The sequence below is a fragment of the Tropicimonas aquimaris genome (genome assembly GCF_042676185.1).
Taxonomy (GTDB): domain Bacteria; phylum Pseudomonadota; class Alphaproteobacteria; order Rhodobacterales; family Rhodobacteraceae; genus Tropicimonas; species Tropicimonas aquimaris.
Genome location: NZ_JBHTJT010000051.1, coordinates 246,851 through 266,191, shown reverse-complemented (window position 1 = coordinate 266,191; position 19,341 = coordinate 246,851). Strand labels below are relative to the sequence as shown.

General features: G+C 67.3%; 20 protein-coding genes. 7 read left to right on the top strand and 13 right to left on the bottom strand.

Features of this window, described 5'->3' with window-relative positions:
- Nucleotides 1-57 precede the first annotated feature (57 nt).
- The gene (locus tag ACFQ2S_RS22375) at nt 58-2,082 is read left to right on the top strand and encodes an FAD-dependent oxidoreductase (RefSeq protein WP_386078256.1); all 2,025 of its coding nucleotides are present in this window, start codon (nt 58-60) and stop codon (nt 2,080-2,082) included.
- A gap of 261 nt (nt 2,083-2,343) precedes the next feature.
- Nucleotides 2,344-3,249 carry a LysR family transcriptional regulator gene (locus ACFQ2S_RS22370; RefSeq protein WP_089233530.1) on the top strand — a complete coding sequence of 302 codons (906 nt, stop codon included), beginning with the start codon at nt 2,344-2,346 and terminating at the stop codon, nt 3,247-3,249.
- A 168-nt stretch (nt 3,250-3,417) separates the two neighbouring features.
- On the opposite strand, the gene ACFQ2S_RS22365 is transcribed toward ACFQ2S_RS22370, so the two are convergent.
- The 4 genes from ACFQ2S_RS22365 to ACFQ2S_RS22350 are packed head-to-tail and all read right to left on the bottom strand — an operon-like array spanning nt 3,418 to nt 6,402.
- Nucleotides 3,418-4,371, bottom strand: coding sequence for an OmpA family protein (locus ACFQ2S_RS22365; RefSeq protein WP_386078253.1), 954 nt, complete (start codon nt 4,369-4,371; stop codon nt 3,418-3,420).
- Entirely contained in the window at nt 4,368-4,934 is a 567-nt protein-coding gene (locus ACFQ2S_RS22360) for a peroxidase-related enzyme (RefSeq protein WP_386078251.1), read from the bottom strand. The genes ACFQ2S_RS22365 and ACFQ2S_RS22360 overlap by 4 nt, the downstream gene beginning before the upstream one ends.
- A 26-nt stretch (nt 4,935-4,960) precedes the next feature.
- Nucleotides 4,961-5,674: a GNAT family N-acetyltransferase gene (locus tag ACFQ2S_RS22355; RefSeq protein WP_386078248.1), complete on the bottom strand. Its 714-nt coding sequence runs from the start codon at nt 5,672-5,674 to the stop codon at nt 4,961-4,963.
- Nucleotides 5,671-6,402 carry a competence/damage-inducible protein A gene (locus ACFQ2S_RS22350; protein WP_089233534.1) on the bottom strand — a complete coding sequence of 244 codons (732 nt, stop codon included), beginning with the start codon at nt 6,400-6,402 and terminating at the stop codon, nt 5,671-5,673. Before ACFQ2S_RS22350 ends, ACFQ2S_RS22355 begins: the two co-directional genes overlap by 4 nt.
- A gap of 49 nt (nt 6,403-6,451) precedes the next feature.
- Between ACFQ2S_RS22350 and sfsA the strand changes: the two genes are divergently transcribed.
- The 3 genes from sfsA (at nt 6,452) to ACFQ2S_RS22335 (ending at nt 9,273) form a co-directional block, all read left to right on the top strand.
- Nucleotides 6,452-7,180, top strand: a complete 729-nt coding sequence (gene sfsA / locus ACFQ2S_RS22345) for a DNA/RNA nuclease SfsA (RefSeq protein WP_386078245.1) — start codon at nt 6,452-6,454, stop codon at nt 7,178-7,180.
- Between the two features lie 74 nt (nt 7,181-7,254).
- Complete coding sequence (gene map, locus ACFQ2S_RS22340) at nt 7,255-8,064, top strand: type I methionyl aminopeptidase (RefSeq protein WP_386078243.1); 810 nt, start codon at nt 7,255-7,257, stop codon at nt 8,062-8,064.
- Nucleotides 8,065-8,211: 147 nt separating this feature from the next.
- Nucleotides 8,212-9,273 carry a TRAP transporter substrate-binding protein gene (locus ACFQ2S_RS22335; protein WP_386078240.1) on the top strand — a complete coding sequence of 354 codons (1,062 nt, stop codon included), beginning with the start codon at nt 8,212-8,214 and terminating at the stop codon, nt 9,271-9,273.
- Between the two features lie 148 nt (nt 9,274-9,421).
- On the opposite strand, the gene rsmD is transcribed toward ACFQ2S_RS22335, so the two are convergent.
- From rsmD to ACFQ2S_RS22295, 8 genes are all read right to left on the bottom strand, one after another.
- Nucleotides 9,422-10,009, bottom strand: coding sequence for a 16S rRNA (guanine(966)-N(2))-methyltransferase RsmD (rsmD, locus tag ACFQ2S_RS22330; protein WP_386078237.1), 588 nt, complete (start codon nt 10,007-10,009; stop codon nt 9,422-9,424).
- On the bottom strand, nt 10,006-11,217 hold the full coding sequence (locus ACFQ2S_RS22325) for an NAD(P)/FAD-dependent oxidoreductase (RefSeq protein WP_386078234.1): 1,212 nt from the start codon (nt 11,215-11,217) through the stop codon (nt 10,006-10,008). Before ACFQ2S_RS22325 ends, rsmD begins: the two co-directional genes overlap by 4 nt.
- Before the next feature lie 103 nt (nt 11,218-11,320).
- Nucleotides 11,321-11,605: a 4a-hydroxytetrahydrobiopterin dehydratase gene (locus ACFQ2S_RS22320; RefSeq protein WP_386078231.1), complete on the bottom strand. Its 285-nt coding sequence runs from the start codon at nt 11,603-11,605 to the stop codon at nt 11,321-11,323.
- Nucleotides 11,602-12,792, bottom strand: a complete 1,191-nt coding sequence (locus ACFQ2S_RS22315; RefSeq protein ID WP_386078228.1) for a GNAT family N-acetyltransferase — start codon at nt 12,790-12,792, stop codon at nt 11,602-11,604. The genes ACFQ2S_RS22320 and ACFQ2S_RS22315 overlap by 4 nt, the downstream gene beginning before the upstream one ends.
- A gap of 53 nt (nt 12,793-12,845) precedes the next feature.
- Nucleotides 12,846-13,601, bottom strand: a complete 756-nt coding sequence (locus tag ACFQ2S_RS22310) for a glycerophosphodiester phosphodiesterase family protein (RefSeq protein ID WP_386078226.1) — start codon at nt 13,599-13,601, stop codon at nt 12,846-12,848.
- 30 nt (nt 13,602-13,631) lie between these two features.
- Nucleotides 13,632-14,096 carry a RidA family protein gene (locus ACFQ2S_RS22305; RefSeq protein ID WP_386078223.1) on the bottom strand — a complete coding sequence of 155 codons (465 nt, stop codon included), beginning with the start codon at nt 14,094-14,096 and terminating at the stop codon, nt 13,632-13,634.
- Nucleotides 14,097-14,121: 25 nt separating this feature from the next.
- On the bottom strand, nt 14,122-15,417 hold the full coding sequence (locus tag ACFQ2S_RS22300) for an HlyD family type I secretion periplasmic adaptor subunit (RefSeq protein ID WP_386078376.1): 1,296 nt from the start codon (nt 15,415-15,417) through the stop codon (nt 14,122-14,124).
- Nucleotides 15,418-15,419: 2 nt separating this feature from the next.
- Nucleotides 15,420-17,156 carry a type I secretion system permease/ATPase gene (locus ACFQ2S_RS22295; RefSeq protein WP_386078221.1) on the bottom strand — a complete coding sequence of 579 codons (1,737 nt, stop codon included), beginning with the start codon at nt 17,154-17,156 and terminating at the stop codon, nt 15,420-15,422.
- Between the two features lie 131 nt (nt 17,157-17,287).
- Here ACFQ2S_RS22295 and ACFQ2S_RS22290 point away from each other — a divergent pair, with 131 nt between their 5' ends.
- Both ACFQ2S_RS22290 and ACFQ2S_RS22285 read left to right on the top strand, forming a co-directional pair.
- Nucleotides 17,288-18,145: an MlaA family lipoprotein gene (locus ACFQ2S_RS22290; protein WP_386078218.1), complete on the top strand. Its 858-nt coding sequence runs from the start codon at nt 17,288-17,290 to the stop codon at nt 18,143-18,145.
- A complete protein-coding gene (locus tag ACFQ2S_RS22285) occupies nt 18,114-18,743 on the top strand; it encodes an MlaC/ttg2D family ABC transporter substrate-binding protein (RefSeq protein ID WP_386078215.1) in 630 nt (209 codons plus the stop codon). Before ACFQ2S_RS22290 ends, ACFQ2S_RS22285 begins: the two co-directional genes overlap by 32 nt.
- Before the next feature lie 18 nt (nt 18,744-18,761).
- Here ACFQ2S_RS22285 and ACFQ2S_RS22280 read toward each other — a convergent pair whose 3' ends face one another.
- Nucleotides 18,762-19,322, bottom strand: coding sequence for an MOSC domain-containing protein (locus tag ACFQ2S_RS22280; protein WP_386078212.1), 561 nt, complete (start codon nt 19,320-19,322; stop codon nt 18,762-18,764).
- Nucleotides 19,323-19,341: the final 19 nt, after the last annotated feature.

Below are 19,341 nucleotides of genomic sequence, written 5' to 3'. Positions count from 1 at the left end.
TTGCGCGTGACATCTCCCCACGCGCCCGGCAGTCTCCCGCGGAACAGGGAGGATCACATGACCGCGTACCCACGTCTTCTGGCGCCGCTGGACCTTGGCTTCACGACGCTGCGCAACCGCGTGCTTATGGGCTCGATGCACACCGGGCTCGAGGAGACGAAGGACTGGAACCGCGTCGCGACCTTCTATGCCGAGCGGGCTGCGGGCGGCGTCGGCCTGATCGTGACGGGCGGCATGGCCCCCAACCGCGAGGGCGGCGTCTTCCCCGGCGCGGCGGGGCTCTTTACCGAACAGGACATCGCCAACCACCGCATAGTGACCGACCGCGTGCACGATAGCGGCGGCAAGATCGCGATGCAGATCCTGCACGCGGGCCGCTATGCCTACAGCCCCGACTGCGTCGCGCCGAGCCCGGTCAAGTCGCCGATCTCCCCCTTCCAGCCGAAGGAACTGGACGAGGCGGGCATCGAGAAGCAGATTGCCGACATCGCCACCGCCGCCGCCCGCGCCCGCGAGGCCGGCTATGACGGCGTCGAGGTGATGGGCTCCGAGGGTTACTTCCTCAACCAGTTCCTCGTGCGCCACACCAACAAGCGCACCGACCGCTGGGGCGAGTCCTACGAGAACCGGATGCGCCTGCCGGTCGAGGTCGTGCGCCGGGTGCGCGAGGCGGTGGGGCCGGACTTCATCGTGATCTACCGCCTGTCGATGATCGACCTGGTGCCCCAGGGCTCGACCTGGGACGAGGTGGTGATGCTGGCGAAGGCGGTCGAGGCCGCCGGCGCCACGATCATCAACACCGGCATCGGCTGGCACGAGGCGCGAATTCCGACCATCGCGACCTCGGTGCCGCGCCGCGCCTTCACCTGGGTGACGAAGAAGCTGATGGGCGAGGTCTCGATCCCCGTGGTCACCTCGAACCGTATCAACACGCCCGAGGTGGCGGAGCAGGTGCTCACCGATGGTTGCGCCGACATGGTCTCGATGGCGCGTCCTTTCCTTGCCGATGCCGACTTCGTCAACAAGGCCGCGGAAGGCCGGGCCGACGAGATCGCGCCCTGCATCGCCTGCAACCAGGCCTGCCTCGACCATACGTTCAGCGGCAAGCTGACCTCCTGCCTCGTCAACCCGCGCGCCTGCCACGAAACCGAACTCCGGATCGAACCGGCCGCCGCGCAAAGAAGGATCGCCGTGGTCGGCGCGGGGCCGGCCGGGCTTTCCGCGGCGCTGACGGCAGCGGAGCGCGGCCACGCCGTGACGCTCTTCGACCGCGACAGCCGCATCGGCGGGCAGCTCAACATGGCGAAGAAGGTTCCCGGCAAGGAGGAGTTCCACGGGCTCGTCGCCTGGTTCGAGACCATGGTCGCGAAATCCGGCATCGACCTGCGGCTCGGCACCGAGGTTGCACCGGAGATGCTGGACGGGTTCGACGAGATCATCATCGCCACCGGCGTCCGCCCCCGCGACCCCGGCATCCCGGGCGAGGAGGGCGCCAACGTGCTCGGCTATGTCGACGTCCTGCGCGACGGGGCGGAGGTTGGTCGGAAGGTCGCCATCGTGGGTGCGGGCGGCATCGGCTTCGACGTCGCGCAGTTCCTGGCGCACGCGGGCGAAAGCGCCACCGAGAACCCGCCGCACTGGCGCAGCTTCTGGGGCGTGGGCGATCCGGAGGTCACGCCGGGCGGTCTCGCGCCAAACGGGCCGCAGCCGGACCCGGCCGCCCGCGAGATCACTCTGCTCCAGCGCAAGGCCGAGCGGCCAGGCAAACGGCTGGGCAAGACCACCGGCTGGATCCACCGCGCCGAGCTGCAGATGATGGGCGTGACGATGCGCGGCGGCGTTAACTACGACCGGATCACGCCCGAGGGGATCGAGGTCTCGTCGGCCAACGGGTCGCAGCCGTCGCTCGTTGAGGCCGACACGGTCGTTCTCTGCGCTGGACAGGAATCGCAGCGCGACCTCGCCGACGCGCTGGAGGCCGCGGGGCGCAGCGTGCATGTGATCGGAGGCGCGGACGTTGCAGCGGAGCTCGACGCTAAACGCGCCATCGATCAGGGCACGCGTCTGGCAGCGCGACTCTGACGCCGATGGGGGGCTGACTGTTTCCGGATCGAAGCCGGTTCACCATTTATTTTGCGTCATCTTAACGATTGAGGCAGCCGGGAATCGGGAAAATCTCCCCAATTTTAGGGAGTTGCGATATTGGAGTCGGCGGGCAGTGTTTCCACCGCCACAACGGTGCCGGAGAATTTCCTGACATTGTCGGCCCCTCGCCGCAGTCTTGCCGGAATTTCCATCGATACCCGGAGCGTAATCAATGATGAGTTCATGAGGACCGCTGCTATGGATCGCCTGACCGAGATGGAAGCCTTCGCCACAGTGGTGGACCAGGGCGGATTCACGGACGCTGCCAAGAAGATGGGCATCTCCAAATCTGCGGTCTCCAAGCATGTTTCCTCCCTCGAAGCGCGCCTCGGCGCCCGGCTGCTGAACCGCACCACGCGGCGCGTCTCGCCCACCGAGATCGGCCTGGCCTATTACGATCGCGCCCGCCGGGTGTTGAACGATGCGGGTGAGGCCGATGCACTTGTAACCTCGATGCAATCCGCGCCCTCCGGTCTGCTCCGGATTTCGGTCGCCACGGATTTCGGGGTGAACCACCTGTCACCGATTCTCGGCGAGTTCCTGCAGGAATTCCCCGAGATCACCGTCAACATGGTGCTCAACAACCGCTACGTGGAGCTGATCAGCGAGGGCTTCGACATGGCCGTTCGGATCGGCGAGCTGGAAGACAGCACGCTGCGCGCCCGCAAGCTGACCGAGACTACCAAGCGGATGATCGCGAGCCCGGCCTACTTCGAACAATACGGCCGCCCGCAGAAGATCGACGACCTGAACGAGCACAAGCTGCTGCATTATTCCAACCAGTCCTCGGGCAACGTCTGGAAGCTTACCGCGCCGTCGGGCGAGAAGCGTCAGGTGCGCACGGCCGGCTGGCTTACGGTAAACGACGGCCAGTCGCTGCTCAACGCCGCCATTTCCGGGCTCGGCATCGCCTATCTGCCGAGCTTTCTCTATGCCGACGCGCTCAAGCAGGGCCTCGTCCAGGAGGCGATCCCTGATCTTCCGGTCGATCCGCTCGGCATCTATGCTGTCTACCCGCCGGGGCGCTTCACGCAGCCCAAGGTGCGCGCCTTCATAGATTTCCTTGTCCGGAGTTTCTCCGAAAAGGGCCCGGATATCTGGTAAGAGTTTTCCCCCACCTGGTCTCAAGCATCAGGACTGGCCGGAGCATCCCGCTCCGGCCATTTTTTTGTTGGCGGGGTATCGCTGCCTGGCAGGCGGGGGATTGCCCTCGGGCGGAGCCCTTTGGGCGGTGGCGCGCGTGCCGCGCGCGGGGCTGCGCCCCGGGGCCTCTCAGTCCGGATCTGAGAGGATGACCTCGACTCGCCGGTTGAGGGTCCGGCCGGCCTCGGTCGCGTTGCTGGCGAGCGGCGCGAGGAAGCCGACGCCCTCCGCTGCCATTCGCGGCTCCGCAATGCCGTGGCGCTCCGACAGCCGCTGCAGAACCGCCAGCGCCCGCTTGCGCGAGAGCGCCACGTTGGCGGCCAGGGTGCCTTCGGCATCGGTATGACCAACGAGGACGATCCCGCGCTCGGGATGCGCCGCGAGATAGGCGGCCAGTTCGTCGAGCGTCGCGAAGGGGCCTTCGGCCAGTTGCGACGAGCCGGTCTGGAACGTCAGGTCTCCCAGTACCGCGCGGCCCTTGGCCTCCAGATCCGAAACCAGCCGTCCAGCCGAGGCGGCGCCGTTGCCGACCGGTGGCGCCGGTCCGACCCCGACCGTCACGCCGGACAGAGCCCCCGCATCCTCTGGCCCCGCGGTGACGCGGGTGATCTGGACAAAGCCGCGAACGGCCGAGCGGCTGACCAGCAGGCTGACATGCTCTGGACCAACCTCCCCGTCGCGCCGCAGCAGGGCGTAGCGGAAATCGCCGAGGTCGACGTGCATCTCGGGCTCCGAAAACAGCTCGATCGCATAGCGGAAATCGAAGCCGCCGCAGGCCCGCGCCTCGCATTCGAAGACCGGCTCGAACCGTGCGTCGACAAGTTGATCCCGCAGCGGCACGAGGATCTGGAGCGTGGTCAGATCGGACGCCTGGATCTGCCAGGCCTGCCGGATGACCGCCCCTTCGGCACGCACCGTCTCGATCCCGCCGTCGACCCAGCCCGCCACCGGCAGATCGGCGCTGCCCATCTCTTCGCTCTTCGACGCGGTGAGCCGGGCGGTGGCGGGCAGGGTCAGCTCGACCGCCTGCGCGGGCAGGGCAACGGCGCAGGCCGCGCAGAAGTGTAGCAGGAGCCGTCTCATCGGTTGCGGGCGTGGTATTCCGGGTTGGGGCGCATGTCGACGGCCGAGGCGATGCGATTGCTCATGTTGAAGAAGCCGGCGACCGAGGCGATGTCCCAGATATCGCGGTCCGAGAACCCCAACTCGCGGAGCGCCTGACGGTCCGCCTCCGTGACCTCGGCGCTGGCGCGGGTGAGCTTCACCGCGAAATCGAGCATCGCGCGCTGGCGCGGCTCCAGGTCGGCGGTGCCGTAGTTCATCACCATCCGCTCGCCCAGCTCCGGGTCGCCCGACAGCTCGCGCACCGCCTGCCCATGGGCCACCTGGCAGTAATAGCAGCGGTTCTCGGAGGAGACGGCCACGGCGATCATCTCGCGCTCCAACTTGCTCAGCCCGCTCTCGGCCAGCATCAGCACGTTGTACATGCCGATGAAAGCGTCGAGGTGCTCGATGTCGAAGGCGTAGGCGCGCAGCACGTTCGGAACCAGCCCGAGTTTCTCCTCGCAGAGGTCGAAATAGGCCTGCGTGCGCTCCGGCAGCGGCTCTGCCGCCGGCAGATCGAGCGCGGTTGGGGCGTCCGACATGAATGTTCCTCCCTCGGACCCGCGGGTTACCTGGTGCGGTAGTGGTACTCTTCCACAGCTTCCATGCCCAGCGAAGCATAAAGCGCGCGGGCCGGTGCGTTGGCCAGCGTGACGAGCACGGAGAGCCGGGCGGCCCCCTCGTCGCGGGCCCAGAGCGCGGCCGCCTGCATCAGGTGCCGGGCGACGCCCTTGCGGCGGTGCTCCTGCGCGACTTCCAGCGCATGCAGCATGGCGATATCGCCATGGAGCGCGACAAATCCGGTGGCGGCGGGCTGATCCCCGGCGCGGCCAAGCAGCGACAGGCGCGGCCCCATGACCCTGTCCATCACCGCGAGCCGCGCGGGTCCGATGCCGCCCTCGGCCCAGATCTCGGCCTGAACCTGCATCGGCGGCCAGGCCACGTGAAAGGCGGTCACCGGTGGCGGCGCCTTGGCGAGCCGCTCCACCGGGCAAGCCAGCAGCACGACCGGGTCCTTCACCCGGTAGCCGGCCGCCTCCAGCCGTGCGTCGAGCGCCTCTTCCCCCGGACGGATCATGACCAGCGGATCCTGCCCCAGTCCGGCCTGCGCCTCCTCCATCGCCGAGATCTCCGGCGCGTCGCCCGCGGCCGTGGCGGCAGACACCCGATTGCCACCACCCGCGCCTTCCCTCAGGCGCCACCCGTCGATGTCGATGTAGCGGGCGGCAGGCCACGTCGCGTCTATGGTGGAAAAGAGCGCCTCGCGTTCCAGTCTGCTCACCGAACGGCCTCGGGGAAGAGCTCGGCCAGATCAGACATCGCGGCGTCGACCCGGCCCGGCTCCGTGCCGCGGATCACGATGTTGGTGCCGAAGATCCCCTCGCGGGAAAACGGGTAGGACCCGATGGAGAGGTCGGAATACTCCGTCGCCAGCTTACCGAGCGGCCCGGCGACCTCGCCCTCCGGCCGATGGATGGTAAGCGATTGCGACAGCAGCGGCGCCCCGCCCACCAGCGTCGGCAGAACCCCGGCGACCATCGCCTCGAAGACGGTCGGAACACCGGCCATCACGTGGACATTGCCGATGGTGAAGCCGGGGGCGGCGCTGATCGGGTTGTCGATCAGGGTGGCGCCGTCGGGGATGCGGGCCATCCGCAGCCGGGCCTCGTTCAGCTCGTTGCCGCGCGCCTCGGCAAAGGCGGCGAGCCGGTCCCGCGCCTCGGGATGCACGCCGATGGTCACCCCGAAGGCGGCGGCGATGCAATCGGCGGTGATGTCGTCATGAGTCGGGCCGATGCCGCCGGAGGTGAACACCGAATCATAGGCTTTCGACAGCGCACGGACGGCAGCGACGATGGCCTCGCTGTCATCGGGCACGACGCGAACCTCGGCCAACCGGATGCCCCGCTTGGTAAGTTCGCCGGCGAGGAAGTGCATGTTCGAATCGCGGGTGCGCCCCGAGAGAATCTCGTCGCCGATCACCAGCATTGCGGCGGTGGGATTGGGCATCGATTCTCTCCTTCTTGTCGGGCCTCGTATTGGGGTATAGGCCCGCACCATGCGCTTTCAAACCCCGCTCGTACCCGCCCGGCTGCTTCGCCGCTACAAACGGTTTCTGGCCGACGCCGTGCTGGAAGACACCGGCGAGCAGGTGGTTGCCCACTGCCCGAACCCCGGCTCCATGATGGGCCTGCAGGACGACGGCATGCGGATCTGGCTGGAGCCCAACGACGATCCCCGGAAGAAGCTCAAGTTCGGCTGGCGGCTGGCGGAGCTCCCCTGCGGGCACTGGGCCGGGATCGACACGGCAGTGCCCAACCGGGTGGTCCGTGAGGCGCTGGAGGCGCGCGCCATCCCCGCGCTCGCCGCCTATTCACAGGTCCGCCCCGAGGTACGCTATGGCGAGGGAAGCCGGGTGGATTTCCTGCTGAGCGAACACGGGCTGCCCGACGCATGGGTCGAGGTGAAGAACGTCCACCTGCGGCGCACCGACGACTGGGCGGAATTCCCCGACAGCGTCACCGCCCGCGGCGCGAAACACCTGCGGGAACTGTCCCGCATGGTCGCCTCCGGGGACCGCGCGGTGATGCTCTATCTGGTGCAACGCACGGATTGCGCCCGCTTCCGGCTGGCCGGCGATCTGGACCCTGCCTATGCCGCCGCCTTCGACGCCGCCCGCGCCGCCGGGGTGGAAGCGATCTGCCATGGCACCGTCATCGACAGGACCGGCGTCGGGATCGGCGAACCGCTGCCGGTGGATGCGCGCCCGCAGGCCGCAGAAGCCTGACCCGCGTTCTGGCATTTCCCCGGCAACGTCCTTATGTTGACGCCAAGAACGAGTAACCAGACGAGACCCGCGACGTGGACGAGACCCGCACCCGGCTGACCAGAGATGGCATCCGCCTGCATGAGGCAAGTGATTTCGAAGGCATGCGCGCAGCCGGCCGGCTCGCGGCGGACATCCTTGACAGGGTTGCGCCCCTGGTGGTTCCGGGCGTCGCGACGGCAGAGATCGACAAGGCCGTCGAGGACATGGTCGTGCAGGCCGGAGCGACGTCGGCCACGATCGGCTACAAGGGCTACCAGCACGCCACCTGCATAAGCATCAACCACGTCGTCTGTCACGGGATTCCCAGCGACAAGAAGCTTCGCGACGGAGATATCCTGAACGTCGACGTGACCGTCATCGTCGATGGATGGTTCGGAGACACCAGCCGCATGTACGTCGCCGGCAAGCTGCCCCGAAAGGCGGAACGGCTGGTCCAGGTCACCCATGACGCGCTCTTCAAGGGCATCGAGGCCGTCCGCCCCGGCAACACCTTCGGCGACATAGGCCACGCCATCCAGACCTACGTGGAAGCGCACCGGATGAGCGTGGTGCGCGACTTCTGCGGCCACGGTCTCGGCCAGGTGTTTCACGCGCCGCCCAACGTGCTGCACTACGGGCGCCCGGGCACTGGCCCGGTCCTCGAGGAAGGCATGTTCTTCACGATCGAGCCGATGGTGAATCTCGGCCGCCCCGAGACCAAGGTGCTTTCCGACGACTGGACGGCCGTCACCCGCGACAAGTCGCTCTCGGCGCAGTTCGAACATTCGATCGGTGTGACGGCGGACGGCTGCGAGATCTTCACCCTCTCGCCCGCCGGCCGGTTCCACCCGACCTGGGAATAAGGAGCCGGATCGGAACGCAGGTTTCCGATAGGTCAAGCAAACCGGGAATTTGGTCCGCGCCGGGCGTGTTTGCACCTCGCGAGGCCGGTTGTAGCCCCTCGTGCCGTTTTGTATGCCACTGCGAGCGCTTCAACAGGAGCGCCATGGATGACATCACGACAGGAGATCCGTCTCGTGCCCATCACCCTACGCAGCCTCGTCCTCGCGGCAGGCCTCGCCTCCATGGCCGGCCTCGCCACTGCCCAGGAGGTGACGTTGCGCTTCCAGCACTTCGTCTCCCCCAAATCCGCCAACCCGACGTATTTCATGGATCCATGGGTCAAGGCGATCGAGGAGCAGTCGGGAGGGCGCATCAAGGTCGAGCTCTATCCGGCGATGGCGCTCGGCGGTAAGGCACAGAGCCAGTACGACCTGATACGCGACGGCGTGATCGACGGCGGCTGGGTGATCCCCGGCTACCAGCCCGGCCGCTTCCCGGAAGCGGAGGCGCTGGAACTGCCGTTCATGATGCCGAAGTCGGGCGAGGTTGCTTCGGTCGCCGCCTGGAACTTCACCCAGAAGCACCTGATGGACGATTTCGCCGACGTGCACCTGATCGCCGCCCACATGCACGGCCCGGGGCTGGTCCACAAGAAGGGTCCGGCGATCACCTCGGTCGAGGATTTCGACGGCCTGAAGCTGCGCGGCCCGTCGCGCCCGGCGACGCTGCTGCTGGAGAAACTCGGCGCGACGCCGGTCGGCATGCCGGTACCCGGCTTCCCCGAGGCGCTGGCCAAGGGCGTGCTCGACGGCGGCGTGATCACCTGGGAAATGTCGCCCTCGCTCAAGCTCGACGAGCTGACCGACAGCCACACCGACGTCGCGGGCGACCGGGCGCTCTACAACCTCTACTTCATCTGGGCCATGAACAAGGCGAAGTACGAGAGCCTGCCCGATGACCTGAAGGCGGTGATCGACGCCAACTCCGGCCTGATGGCCTCGGCCTGGGCCGGCAAGGCGCATGACACCGGCGACGTGGAAGGGCGCGACGCCATGGCCGCGGCCGGCAACGAGATCGCCGAGATCAGCGCCGAAGAAACCGCCCGCATCGAGGCGCTCGGCGAGGAAGTGACCGCCGAATGGATCGCGGAAGTCTCCGCCCGCGGCCTGAACGGCGCCGCGCTTGTCGAAGACGCCCGCGCCATGGTCGCAGCTGCCGTCGAGCAGTAACGGCTCTGGTCTCCTCGCGGACCCTCCTAGGACAGCACCAGGTATCCGGTGTTGGAACAGGGGTATTTGAGCCAAGAAGAAGGCGAACCGTTTCGCTTTTCTTCTTGGCGAAAATACCTCTTTCCCCAAGTTTAGTGGCAGCGCACCGTCAGCTTTCGGACGGAGCGCTGCCCACACGCTCCGGGCCGCGCAGAAGCGTGACATGGGTGTCGCCCCAGTTGCGGCGATCCTCCAGCTCGAAGCCCTCCGGCGGGTCCATCGGGGCGTTTTCCTCCCAGACCACCAGAGCGCCAGGCGCGAGCCAGCCACCGGCCAGCGCCGATACTATGGCGCGTTCTCCCAGGCCCTTGCCGTAGGGCGGATCGAGAAATACCAGATCGAAGGCCGGGCCGCGCGCCTCTCCGAGCCGTGTCGCGTCGCGGCGGAAGACCTTCGTCACCCCCTGTGCGCGCATCTTCTCGATATTCTCCCGCAGCAACGCGCGCGCTTTTCCGCCGTCGTCGACGAAGGTCACGTGCGACGCACCGCGCGACAGAGCCTCCAGCCCGAGCGCGCCGGTACCCGCGAAGAGGTCCAGCACGCGGGCGTCCTCCACCGGGTCGCCATGGCTGTGGGCGAGCAGGTTGAACAGGCTCTCGCGCACCCGGTCCGAGGTCGGGCGCAGATGCGCGGCCGCATCCCCCTTGCCCACCGACGCGAGCGCGAGCCCGCGGTTCCGTCCGGCAATGATCCTCATGCCTTCATCAGGTCCTTCAGGTCGGTGGCCGGGTCCGCAATGGCGGCCGGGTCGGCGGATCTGCCGGCATCGATCAGGCGCTTGCCGACCATGTAGGAGCGCGGATCGTTCATCGCGTCCACGGCGAGCAGTTTCTCGCCCGCGAAATACCAGTGCGAGACCACGCCATCGCGCCCGCCGGGGCGAATGACGACCCGGTCATACCCGGTATTGAGACCGGCGATCTGCAGTTTCACGTCGTACTGATCCGACCAGAACCAGACCTTCGGGTCATAGGCCTCCGCCGCGCCGAGCATGTTGCGCGCCACGAGTTCCGCCTGGTCGATGGCGTTCTGGACGCTTTCCAGCCGGATCCGGCCGTCACGCCAGGGGAAGGAGGCGCAATCGCCCGCGGCCCAGACATTGGCGTCGGAGGTGCGGCCCTGCGCGTCCACCGCGATGCCATTGTCGATCGTCAGCCCCGCGTTCTCCGCCAGCTCGGTGGCCGGGCTGATGCCGATGCCGACGATCACCATGTCCACCGGCAGGTGCGTGCCGTCGGTCAGGCGCGCGCCGGTGACACGATCCTCGCCCGTGAGCCGCTCCAGCCCCACGCCTTCGCGCAGATCGACGTCATGGCCGCGGTGGAGCACCCGGAAGTAGTTGGAGGTCTCGGGCGCAGCGACGCGTTGCAGGATCCGGTCGGCCATCTCGACAAGCGTCACGTCCAGCCCCAGCTTCGAGGCCACAGCCGCGGCCTCAAGCCCGATGTAGCCGCCGCCGACGATCAGGGCCCGCGCGCCGGGACGGATCTCGGTGGCGATCCGGTCCACGTCGCGCAGGGTACGGACCACGTGCACCCCCCCAAGCAATCCGCCAATCGCCGGCGGCAGGCGCCGCGGGATGGAGCCGGTGGTCAGCGCAAGCTGGTCGTAGGCGAGCGTATCGCCGCCGAGCACGAGCCTTCGGTCCGCAAGGTCGATCGCGTGGACCCGGCGGTCGGTGAGCAGCGTGATGTCGTTCTCGGCATAGAAGGCCTCGGGTCGCAGGTAAAGGCGCTCCAGCTCCATCTCGCCCAGAAGGTATTTCTTTGAAAGCGGCGGGCGCTGGTAGGGCGGCGCGTGCTCCTCGCCAATCAGCGTCAGCTTGCCGGTGAACCCTTCCGCCCGAAGTTTCGCCACGAGCGAGGAGCCGGCCTGTCCGGCGCCAACGACGACAATACCCGACATGGGCTTCTCCTTGGACTGGCGTGATCGCGCGCGCACCCTATCGCCGGGGGACGGCGAAAGGCAATTGGTGACGCGGGCGGCGCCGTTTCGTCCGGGGGCAGGATCAGCCGGCCAGCCGGTCCATCGCCTCGGCGAGCTTGCGGTCCCGCTCGGTCAGCCCGCCGGCGTCATGGGTGGTCAGCCGCACCTCGACCGTGCGGTAGACATTGCTCCACTCGGGATGATGGTTCAGCTTCTCGGCGTGGATCGCCACGCGGGTCATCCAGCCGAAGGCCTCGACGAAATCGGCGAAGCGGAAGCTTCGGGTGATCGCCTTGCCGCCCTCTTCCAGGGTCCAGCCCGCGTTGCGGAGCCGCTCCAGTGCGGCGGGTTCGATGGTATCGGTCAATCGTGGTCCTCCCCGGTTCGCCTGAACGGGCCATAGCTCGTCAGGATCTCGATTTCCTCGTCGACGGCACGCGCCTCGGCCTTCAGGAACTCGGCAATGGCTCGGGCAAAGCCCGGATCCGCAGCCCAGTGCAGTGAGTGGGTGGTCACCGGCAGATAGCCGCGCGCCAGCTTGTGCTCGCCCTGCGCCCCGGCCTCCACCGTCTCCAGGCCGTGGGCGATCGCGAAGTCGATGGCCTGATAATAGCACGCCTCGAAATGCAGGCAGGGATGCCGTTCGAGGGCGCCCCAGTAACGGCCGTAGAGCGCGCGCCGGCCGATGAAGTTGAGCGCGCCGGCGACGTTGAACCCCTCCCGTTCCGCCAGCACGAGCAGGATGTCGTCGCGCAGGGTCTCGTGGGCGATTTCGAAGAACGCGCGGGTGAGGTAGGGCTGGCCCCATTTGCGGCTGCCGGTGTCCTGATAGAAGACCCAGAAATCATCCCAGTGATGCGGCTCGATCTCGTCGCCGGTGAGCGCCCGGATGAGCCCGCCGAAGCCTTGCGCGGTCGCGCGTTCCTTGCGGATGTTCTTGCGCTTGCGGGAGGAAAGCGCGGCGAGGAAGCTGTCGAAATCCTCGTAGCCGGCGTTCTCCCAGTGAAACTGCTGGCTGATGCGGTGCATCAGGCCCATCTGCCGACCCGCCGCGGCCTCGTCGGCTGTGCAGAAGGTCGCGTGCAGGCTGGACACGCCGTTGTCGGTCGCAAGCTTCACCGCGCCCTGGACCAGCGCGCCCATGCCGATCTGTTCGAAGCCGGGCTTCACCAGAAACCGCCGCCCCGTTGCTGGGGTGAAGGGTACCGCGATCTGCAGCTTCGGGTAATAATCGCCGCCGGCATTCTCGTAGGCCTGCGCCCAGGAATGATCGAAGATGTATTCGCCCTGGCTGTGCTGCTTGGCGTAGAGCGGCGCGCAGGCGATCACCTCACCACCGAGCCGCGCCACCAGGTAGGAAGGCTGCCAACCGGTGCCCGGACCGACCGAGCCGCTTTCCTCCAGCGCCCTGAGAAAGCGGTGGGTGGTGAAGGGGTCGAGCGGACGGAACCCGTCGGCTGCCTCGGGGCAGGCGCATGCGTCCCACTCGGCCGCCGGGATCACGGCAAGCGACGGCAGGACCTGTATCTCGATGGCAGTCTCGGGCTGGCTCATGGCGCCTTTCGGATCTGTTGGCGGCCCTACATTTGGCGCTGGCCGGGCCGGGATCAAGCCGCGAGGTAGCCCTCGAAGGTCACGTTGTCGGCAAGCCGGCGCGCCTCCATCTCGGCCTCGGTCGAGCGGATCGTCCAGCACAGCACCGGCACGCCGCGCGCCCGCACCGCATCGACGGCGGGATTGCCCAGATCGCGGGCATGATGGCTGATGAAGCTGGCGCCCGCCGCATCGAAATCGGCGATCCGGGCCAGCCGGGTCCGGGTCGCCTCGGGCACCGCGGGCCAGTCCGCCGCCTCAAAGGCGCAGGTCGTCAGACCCCGCGCCGCTTCCGGCGCATGGGCAGCCAAGGCGATCATGGAGTGGGGGTTGAAGGACATGAAGGCGATGGGGCCGGCATAGCCCTTCGCCACCTCCGCGACCGCTTCTTCCAGGGGGCCGACATCGGGCCCCAGCGCGCCGTCCTGGTCCTTTATCTCGACCAGCAGGGGCACCTGCCCGGCGACCAGCTCGAGGATCTCTGCGAAAGTCGGAATCCCCTCCTCGCCGCCGAGAAGGCCGATCTTGCCGAGTTCGGTGGCGCTGCGCCCCCGAAGCAGGCCGTCCTCGCCGGTCAGCCGCTTCAGGTCGTCGTCGTGGAACACCATTGGCTGCCCGTCCGACGAAAGCTGCAGATCGATCTCGATCCCGTAATTCCCGGCGATCGCGGCGCGCACGGCGGCGCGGGAATTCTCCGGCCGGCCGGCGGCGCGGTCATGGAGCGCCCGGTGCGCGATCGGGCGTGAAAGGAAATCCGCATGGAGCGTCATGGCGGGCCTGCCTGTGATGGTTTGCCTAGGTCAGTCGATCTGGAAGATCGCCTCGATCTCGACCGCCACGCCCAAGGGCAGGGCCGCCGCCGAGACCGCGGACCGGGAGTGGCGGCCGGCGTCGCCGAGCGCCTCGACGAGGAAGTCCGACGCCCCGTTCACGACCTTGGGCTGATCGGTGAAATCGGCCGTGGAATTGACGAAACCGGTCAGTTTGACCACCCGTTTCAGTCGGTCGAGGTCGCCGCCGCAGGCGGCCTTGCACTGGGCGAGGAGCGAGAGCGCGCAGAGCTTGGCCGCAGCCGCGCCCGCAGGCACGTCCACGTCGGCGCCGAGCTTGCCGGTAACGAGTCCGTCGGGTCCGGCGCTGATCTGGCCGGACACGAAGACGAGGTCGCCAACTACCACGAAAGGCACATAGTTCGCCGCCGGAGCGGGCGCGTCGGGAAGGGTCACGCCGAGTTCGGCGAGGCGGGTTTCGATGACGCCTGGCATGGGCATCGCTCCTTTGGAGAGGGCGTCAGGTTTCCCGGAACGCCTTGTTGAAATAGTCGGTGAAGGGTTTGAGAAGGTAGGCCATCGGCGTCCGCTGGTTGGTCTGGATATAGGCCTCGACCGGCATCCCGGGGATGATCTCCAGCCCCTCGAGTTTCTCCAGTTCGCCGTCCTTCAGTTCGATCTCGGCGCGATAGTAGGACACCATCGTGCGTTCGTCGGTGAAGGCGTCTGCGGAGATCTTCGCCACGACCCCGTTCATCTCGGGCGTGGTTCGCGACGAGAAGGCAGAGAAGCGCAGCACGACGTCCTGGCCGATGTGCACCTCGTCGACGTGGATCGGCTCGACCCGTGTGGCGATCACCAGAGGCCGGTCCTGCGGCACGATATAGGCCACCGGATCCGCCGGCCGCACCACCGAGCGCGGGGTGTTGACGACCATGCCATAGACGATGCCCGACGCCGGCGCGGTGATCTCCATCCGCGCCAGCCGCTGGCGCAGGCTCTGGCGGCGCTCAATCAACTCCACAAGGTTGTATTGCAGGTCGCGCATCCGGGTGATGGCTTCCTCGCGGCGGGAGGTTTCGAGCTTGAGGATTTCGATGTCGATTTCCGTCATCCGCCCGAGAGCCTCGGCGCGGCTCGCGGTCAGCTCCCCGATGGTGCCGGAGAGCCCGGCCTTTTCACGGCGTAGCGCCAGGACACGGGCAGATTGTGCCAGCCCCCTGTCGAGAAGCGACTGCTGGTCGCTCAGTTCCTCGTCGATCAGCTCCAGCTGCTCGCCGAGTGCGTTGGTTTGCGAATCGATGCCCTCCACCTGCGACTGGATCTGGTCGCGACGGCGCGCGAGCTGCTCCGATTCCTTCTCCATCGTGGTGAGTCGCGCTTCGAAGAGCCGAAGTTGCCCCTCAAGAAGCTCGGCGATCTCCTCTCGCTGTCCGGCGACCTCGACCAGTTCAGGATGAAACTCGATCTCCTCGAGCCCGTCGCGTTCGGCCGTCATCCGTCCAATCCGCGCCATCAGCTCGTAAAGCTGGCCCTCGACGATGGCCAGTTCGGAGTTGAGGTCGGTCGGGTCGAGCCGGATCAGCACGTCACCGGCGGCGACCATATCGCCCTCCTCTACGAGCACCTCATCCACGATGCCGCCATCCAGATGCTGGACGACCTGGCGGTTCTGCTCCACCTCGAGTTGTCCGGGCGCCACGATGGCGCCGGAGATATGGGTCATCACAGACCAGGTGCCGAAGCCGCCCACCAGGATCAGCAGGGCGACGAAGCCGACGATCAGCGGCCCGCGGGCCGACGGAATTTGGCGCATGCTCACGAAACACCTCCCTGCCCCTTGGAGCTCTGGATCTGGGCCGCGTTCTGGACCACTTCGGAGAGAACCTCGTCGCGCGGTCCGAAGGCGCGGCGGATACCGCCATCAAGGACGAGCAGGAGTTCGCACTCCTGAATCGCCGCCGGGCGGTGCGCCATGATGATAACCGATCGCTGCTCCGACTTCATCTGCCGGATCGCACGGTTCAGCGCCTCAGACCCCTCGTTGTCGAGGTTCGAGTTGGGCTCGTCGAGCACCAGGATCACAGGATCGCCGTAGAGCGCGCGCGCCAGGCCGATCCGCTGGATTTGACCGCCGGAGAGCCGGTTGGAGGCAGAGACGAGCGGGGTATCGTAGCCCTGCGGCAGTTTGAGGATCATCTCGTGGGCGGCGGCCTTCTGCGCCGCCTCCACGACCTTTTTCGGGTCCGGCTGGGTCGAAAGGCGGGCGATGTTCTCGGCGATGGTGCCGTCGAACAGGGTCACCCGCTGCGGCAGGTAGCCGATGTGCTGGCCGAGGACGTCCGGATCGTATTGATCGAGCGCCGCGCCATCGAGCCGGATCTTGCCGCCGGCACAGCGCCAGACGCCGGTAATGGCGCGGGCGAGGGTCGTCTTGCCAGAGCCGGAGGGACCGATCACGCCCATCGCCTTGCCGGGCGGAAGCATGAAGCTGACCATGCGGAGCGAAGCCTGGCTCTCGCCGGGCGGCACCACCGTCACCTGTTGGCCCTCGAGCCGCGCGGCGGGGCGCGGCAGGGGCGTGCGCTGGATCTCCGGCGGCACGTCCGACAGCAGCCGCATCAGGTTCTGCCAGCCGCGCGAGGCTCGCTGCAGAAGCTCCCATTGGCCGATTGCAAGCTCCACCGGCGCCAGAGCACGGCCGAGCAGGATCGAGCCCGCAATCATGGCGCCGGCCGACAGTTCGTTCTGAAGCACGAGGTAGGCACCGAGACCGAGCATCGCCGATTGCAGGAACAGGCGGAGCGACTTGGTGGCCGAGGTGAAGGCGCCGGCGCGGTCGGAGGCGGAAAGTTGCAGGTCCATCGCCGTGCCGCGCGCCACCTGCCAGCGGTCGAAGGTCGAGCCGCGCATGCCGAGCGCCTCGACAGCCTCGGCCTCGTCGCGCATCTGGTCGGACATCCGCTCCGCGCGCTGGTTCATGCCGGCGGCTTCCAGCGCCGGCTGCCGGGTGCGCCACTGGTTGAGCAGCGTCACGCAGACCAGCGTAATGCCACCGGCGACGGCGAGCGCGCCGAGCCAGGGATGGAAGATGAAGATCGCGAACAGGAAGATCGGCGTCCAGGGCATGTCGAAAAAGGCGAGCAGCGCCGGCGAGCCGAGGAAACGCTGGACAATCTCGAGATCGCGCAGACCGGTCTGCGCCGCTTCGGCGCCGGGACGGCCGGTTTCGCTGCGCAGCACCGCCGAGAAAACGCGGCTGTCCAGCAGGGTCTGGAAACGCGCGCCAGCCCGGGCCATCACCCGGCCACGCGCATAATCCAGCAAACCCATCATCAGGTAGAGGAACGCCACCAACACCGACAGCGCCAGCAGCGTCTCCTCGGAGCGCGAGCCGAGCACCCGGTCGTAGATCTGCAGCATGTAGAGGGGGCCGGTCAGCATCAGGAGGTTGACGAAGATCGAGAACAGGAACGCGGATGTGAAGAGGCTGCGACTCTGGGCTCGTGCTTGCTGAAGCTCTTGCCGTCCGGCTCTTGTGTCAGGTGCGCGCATTCTCGCCGGTCTCCTCGTGTTCGGCCGGTTGTCACTCACCATCCCCATCGCTACGTTGCACGAACAATGGGGCCGGCGGGTCTTTGGTCAGCCTCGGATGGCAAACTATGATGAAGCGTTTGATAATTCCAATGAAGTTTCACACCGGATATTTTCCCTGCCGTCTGAGTGCAATCGCTTTGTCCGGTCTCATGCTGGTTCCGGCGGGATGCGGCCCGGCGGCGATCCCCAGCGGCATCAACGACCCCAATGAGGCCAGCAATCGCGAGGTCCACGAGTTCAACAAGCGGCTCGATGAGCGCGTGCTGGGCGGCGGGTCGGAGGCCGAGAGCCCGGCGCAGATCTTGGCAGACGCGCCCGAGGCGATGGACGACAGCACGGTAATTGCCGTGGAAGAGGCGCCGCTGGAGGGGCCCGGCCCGCTGCTGATCATGGTCGCCAACTTCGGCGCCAACCTGGACAACCCGCGGCGCATCGCCAACAGCCTGCTGCAGGTGCGCCCTGGCGATGCGGCGCACAATACGTTGCGGCTCGGCATCAACTCCACCATCGGCGTGTTCGGCCTGTTCGACGTGGCCCGCGCCGCAGGCCTGCCCGAGATCGACACCGACTTCGGCGAGACGCTGCACGTCTGGGGCGTGCCCGAGGGTCCCTACCAAGAACTGCCGGTGATTGGCCCCTCAACTCGGCGTGACACCGTGGGAATGGCGGTGGACTTCGCGGGCAATCCGCTGTGGTATTTGTTCCCGTGGCCGCAGAACCTCGTCGCCAACGGTTTCACCTGGGCCGGCGAGGCGACAGACCGGCTGCGGTATTCCGAGACGGTGGATTCCGTTCTCTACGACTCGGCCGACAGCTACGCCCAGACCCGGCTGATCTATCTCCAGAACCGCCGCTTCGAGCTTGGGCGCGGCGAAGTTGCAGAAGAAGATTATTTTGACCCCTACGAGGATATCTATGGCGATGACATGTCTGGCACTGGCGAGTGAACCCACCCGGCGCAAAGTGCTGGGGCTGCTTCTCGGGGGCGTCGCTCTGGCGGCTGTGCCGGGCGCACCGGCCCTGGCACTGAGCGCCGGCAGCGCGGAGCAACTGGTCACGGCCGCGGTCAACGATATCAACAAGGTGATCGCCTCCGGCAAGTCCGAGAGTTCGATGTACCGCGATTTCGAGAAGATCTTCCTGCGCTACGCCGACGTGCCGACCATCGCCCGCTACTCGCTGGGCGCAGCGGCGCGTTCCGCCAGTTCGGCGCAGATCAACGCCTATACCAAGGCCTACACCGGCTACATCTCCCGCAAGTACGGCAAGCGGTTCCGCGAATTTATCGGCGGGCGGCTCGAGGTGCAGGGGTCCAAGCCGGTGAAGAGCTTCATCGAGGTGACGACCATCGCCTACCTGCGCGGCGAAGACCCGTTTGAGGTGACCTTCCTGGTGTCGGACCGGTCAGGAAGCCCGAAGTTCTTCAACCTGTTCATCGAAGGCGTGAACATGCTGCTGACCGAACGCACCGAGATCGGCGCCATGCTGGACCGTCGCGGCGGCAGGATCGACGCGCTGACCCAGGATCTCCAGTCCCTGAGCTGACCCCGGCACGCGGTCGGCTCAGCCGAGCTTGCGCACCCTGTCGCCGACCGAGACCACCCCGTCACGGGTGACCCGGGCATAGATGCCGCGCAGGCGGTGCTGTTTGCCGGGCCCGGTATTCACGAAGACACAGGCATCCCGGCCGTAGTGGTCGATGAACTGCTGGCAGCCGGTATGCGGCTCCTCGGTGATCACGATCTCGGCGCTGCCGATGGCCAGCCGCGTGCCCGGCGGCGTATTCTCCGGCGTGAGATCCATGTCGATGAACAGGTTGTCCCCGGCGGGCGGCCAGTTCTCCCGGTCGCCGGCGATGGCCTCGATGCAGCGGGACGGCATGATGCAGATCTGCACGTCCGGATGCGGGGCCCCGTCCGCGGTGGTCTTCCAGCACCCCTTGGCCCAGTGATCGCCGTCGACGCCGCCCTTGGCGCTGATCCCGACCGTCGCCGGCGAGAGGCGCGCGCCCTTTTCCGGACGCACGACGATCACGTCGAGCCGCCCCTCGTCCTTCGGGGCGGCCAGGATATGCGGCAGGGCCGCGCCAAGTTCGGCGCGGCTCCGGTGGTTTTCTGCGGGCATGGTGCGATCCCCTGATCCG

Coding starts and splice junctions, on each gene's coding strand:
- ACFQ2S_RS22310 (WP_386078226.1), bottom strand. CDS start 13,601: ATGACGCTCCATGCGGATTTCCTTTCACGCCCGATCGCGCACCGGGCG.
- ACFQ2S_RS22285 (WP_386078215.1), top strand. CDS start 18,114: ATGGCGATGACATGTCTGGCACTGGCGAGTGAACCCACCCGGCGCAAA.
- sfsA (WP_386078245.1), top strand. CDS start 6,452: ATGCGCTTTCAAACCCCGCTCGTACCCGCCCGGCTGCTTCGCCGCTAC.
- ACFQ2S_RS22300 (WP_386078376.1), bottom strand. CDS start 15,417: ATGCGCCAAATTCCGTCGGCCCGCGGGCCGCTGATCGTCGGCTTCGTC.
- ACFQ2S_RS22360 (WP_386078251.1), bottom strand. CDS start 4,934: ATGTCGGACGCCCCAACCGCGCTCGATCTGCCGGCGGCAGAGCCGCTG.
- ACFQ2S_RS22305 (WP_386078223.1), bottom strand. CDS start 14,096: ATGCCAGGCGTCATCGAAACCCGCCTCGCCGAACTCGGCGTGACCCTT.
- ACFQ2S_RS22280 (WP_386078212.1), bottom strand. CDS start 19,322: ATGCCCGCAGAAAACCACCGGAGCCGCGCCGAACTTGGCGCGGCCCTG.
- ACFQ2S_RS22335 (WP_386078240.1), top strand. CDS start 8,212: ATGACATCACGACAGGAGATCCGTCTCGTGCCCATCACCCTACGCAGC.
- ACFQ2S_RS22350 (WP_089233534.1), bottom strand. CDS start 6,402: ATGCCCAATCCCACCGCCGCAATGCTGGTGATCGGCGACGAGATTCTC.
- ACFQ2S_RS22375 (WP_386078256.1), top strand. CDS start 58: ATGACCGCGTACCCACGTCTTCTGGCGCCGCTGGACCTTGGCTTCACG.
- ACFQ2S_RS22325 (WP_386078234.1), bottom strand. CDS start 11,217: ATGTCGGGTATTGTCGTCGTTGGCGCCGGACAGGCCGGCTCCTCGCTC.
- ACFQ2S_RS22295 (WP_386078221.1), bottom strand. CDS start 17,156: ATGCGCGCACCTGACACAAGAGCCGGACGGCAAGAGCTTCAGCAAGCA.
- ACFQ2S_RS22370 (WP_089233530.1), top strand. CDS start 2,344: ATGGATCGCCTGACCGAGATGGAAGCCTTCGCCACAGTGGTGGACCAG.
- rsmD (WP_386078237.1), bottom strand. CDS start 10,009: ATGAGGATCATTGCCGGACGGAACCGCGGGCTCGCGCTCGCGTCGGTG.
- ACFQ2S_RS22365 (WP_386078253.1), bottom strand. CDS start 4,371: ATGAGACGGCTCCTGCTACACTTCTGCGCGGCCTGCGCCGTTGCCCTG.
- ACFQ2S_RS22290 (WP_386078218.1), top strand. CDS start 17,288: ATGAAGTTTCACACCGGATATTTTCCCTGCCGTCTGAGTGCAATCGCT.
- ACFQ2S_RS22315 (WP_386078228.1), bottom strand. CDS start 12,792: ATGAGCCAGCCCGAGACTGCCATCGAGATACAGGTCCTGCCGTCGCTT.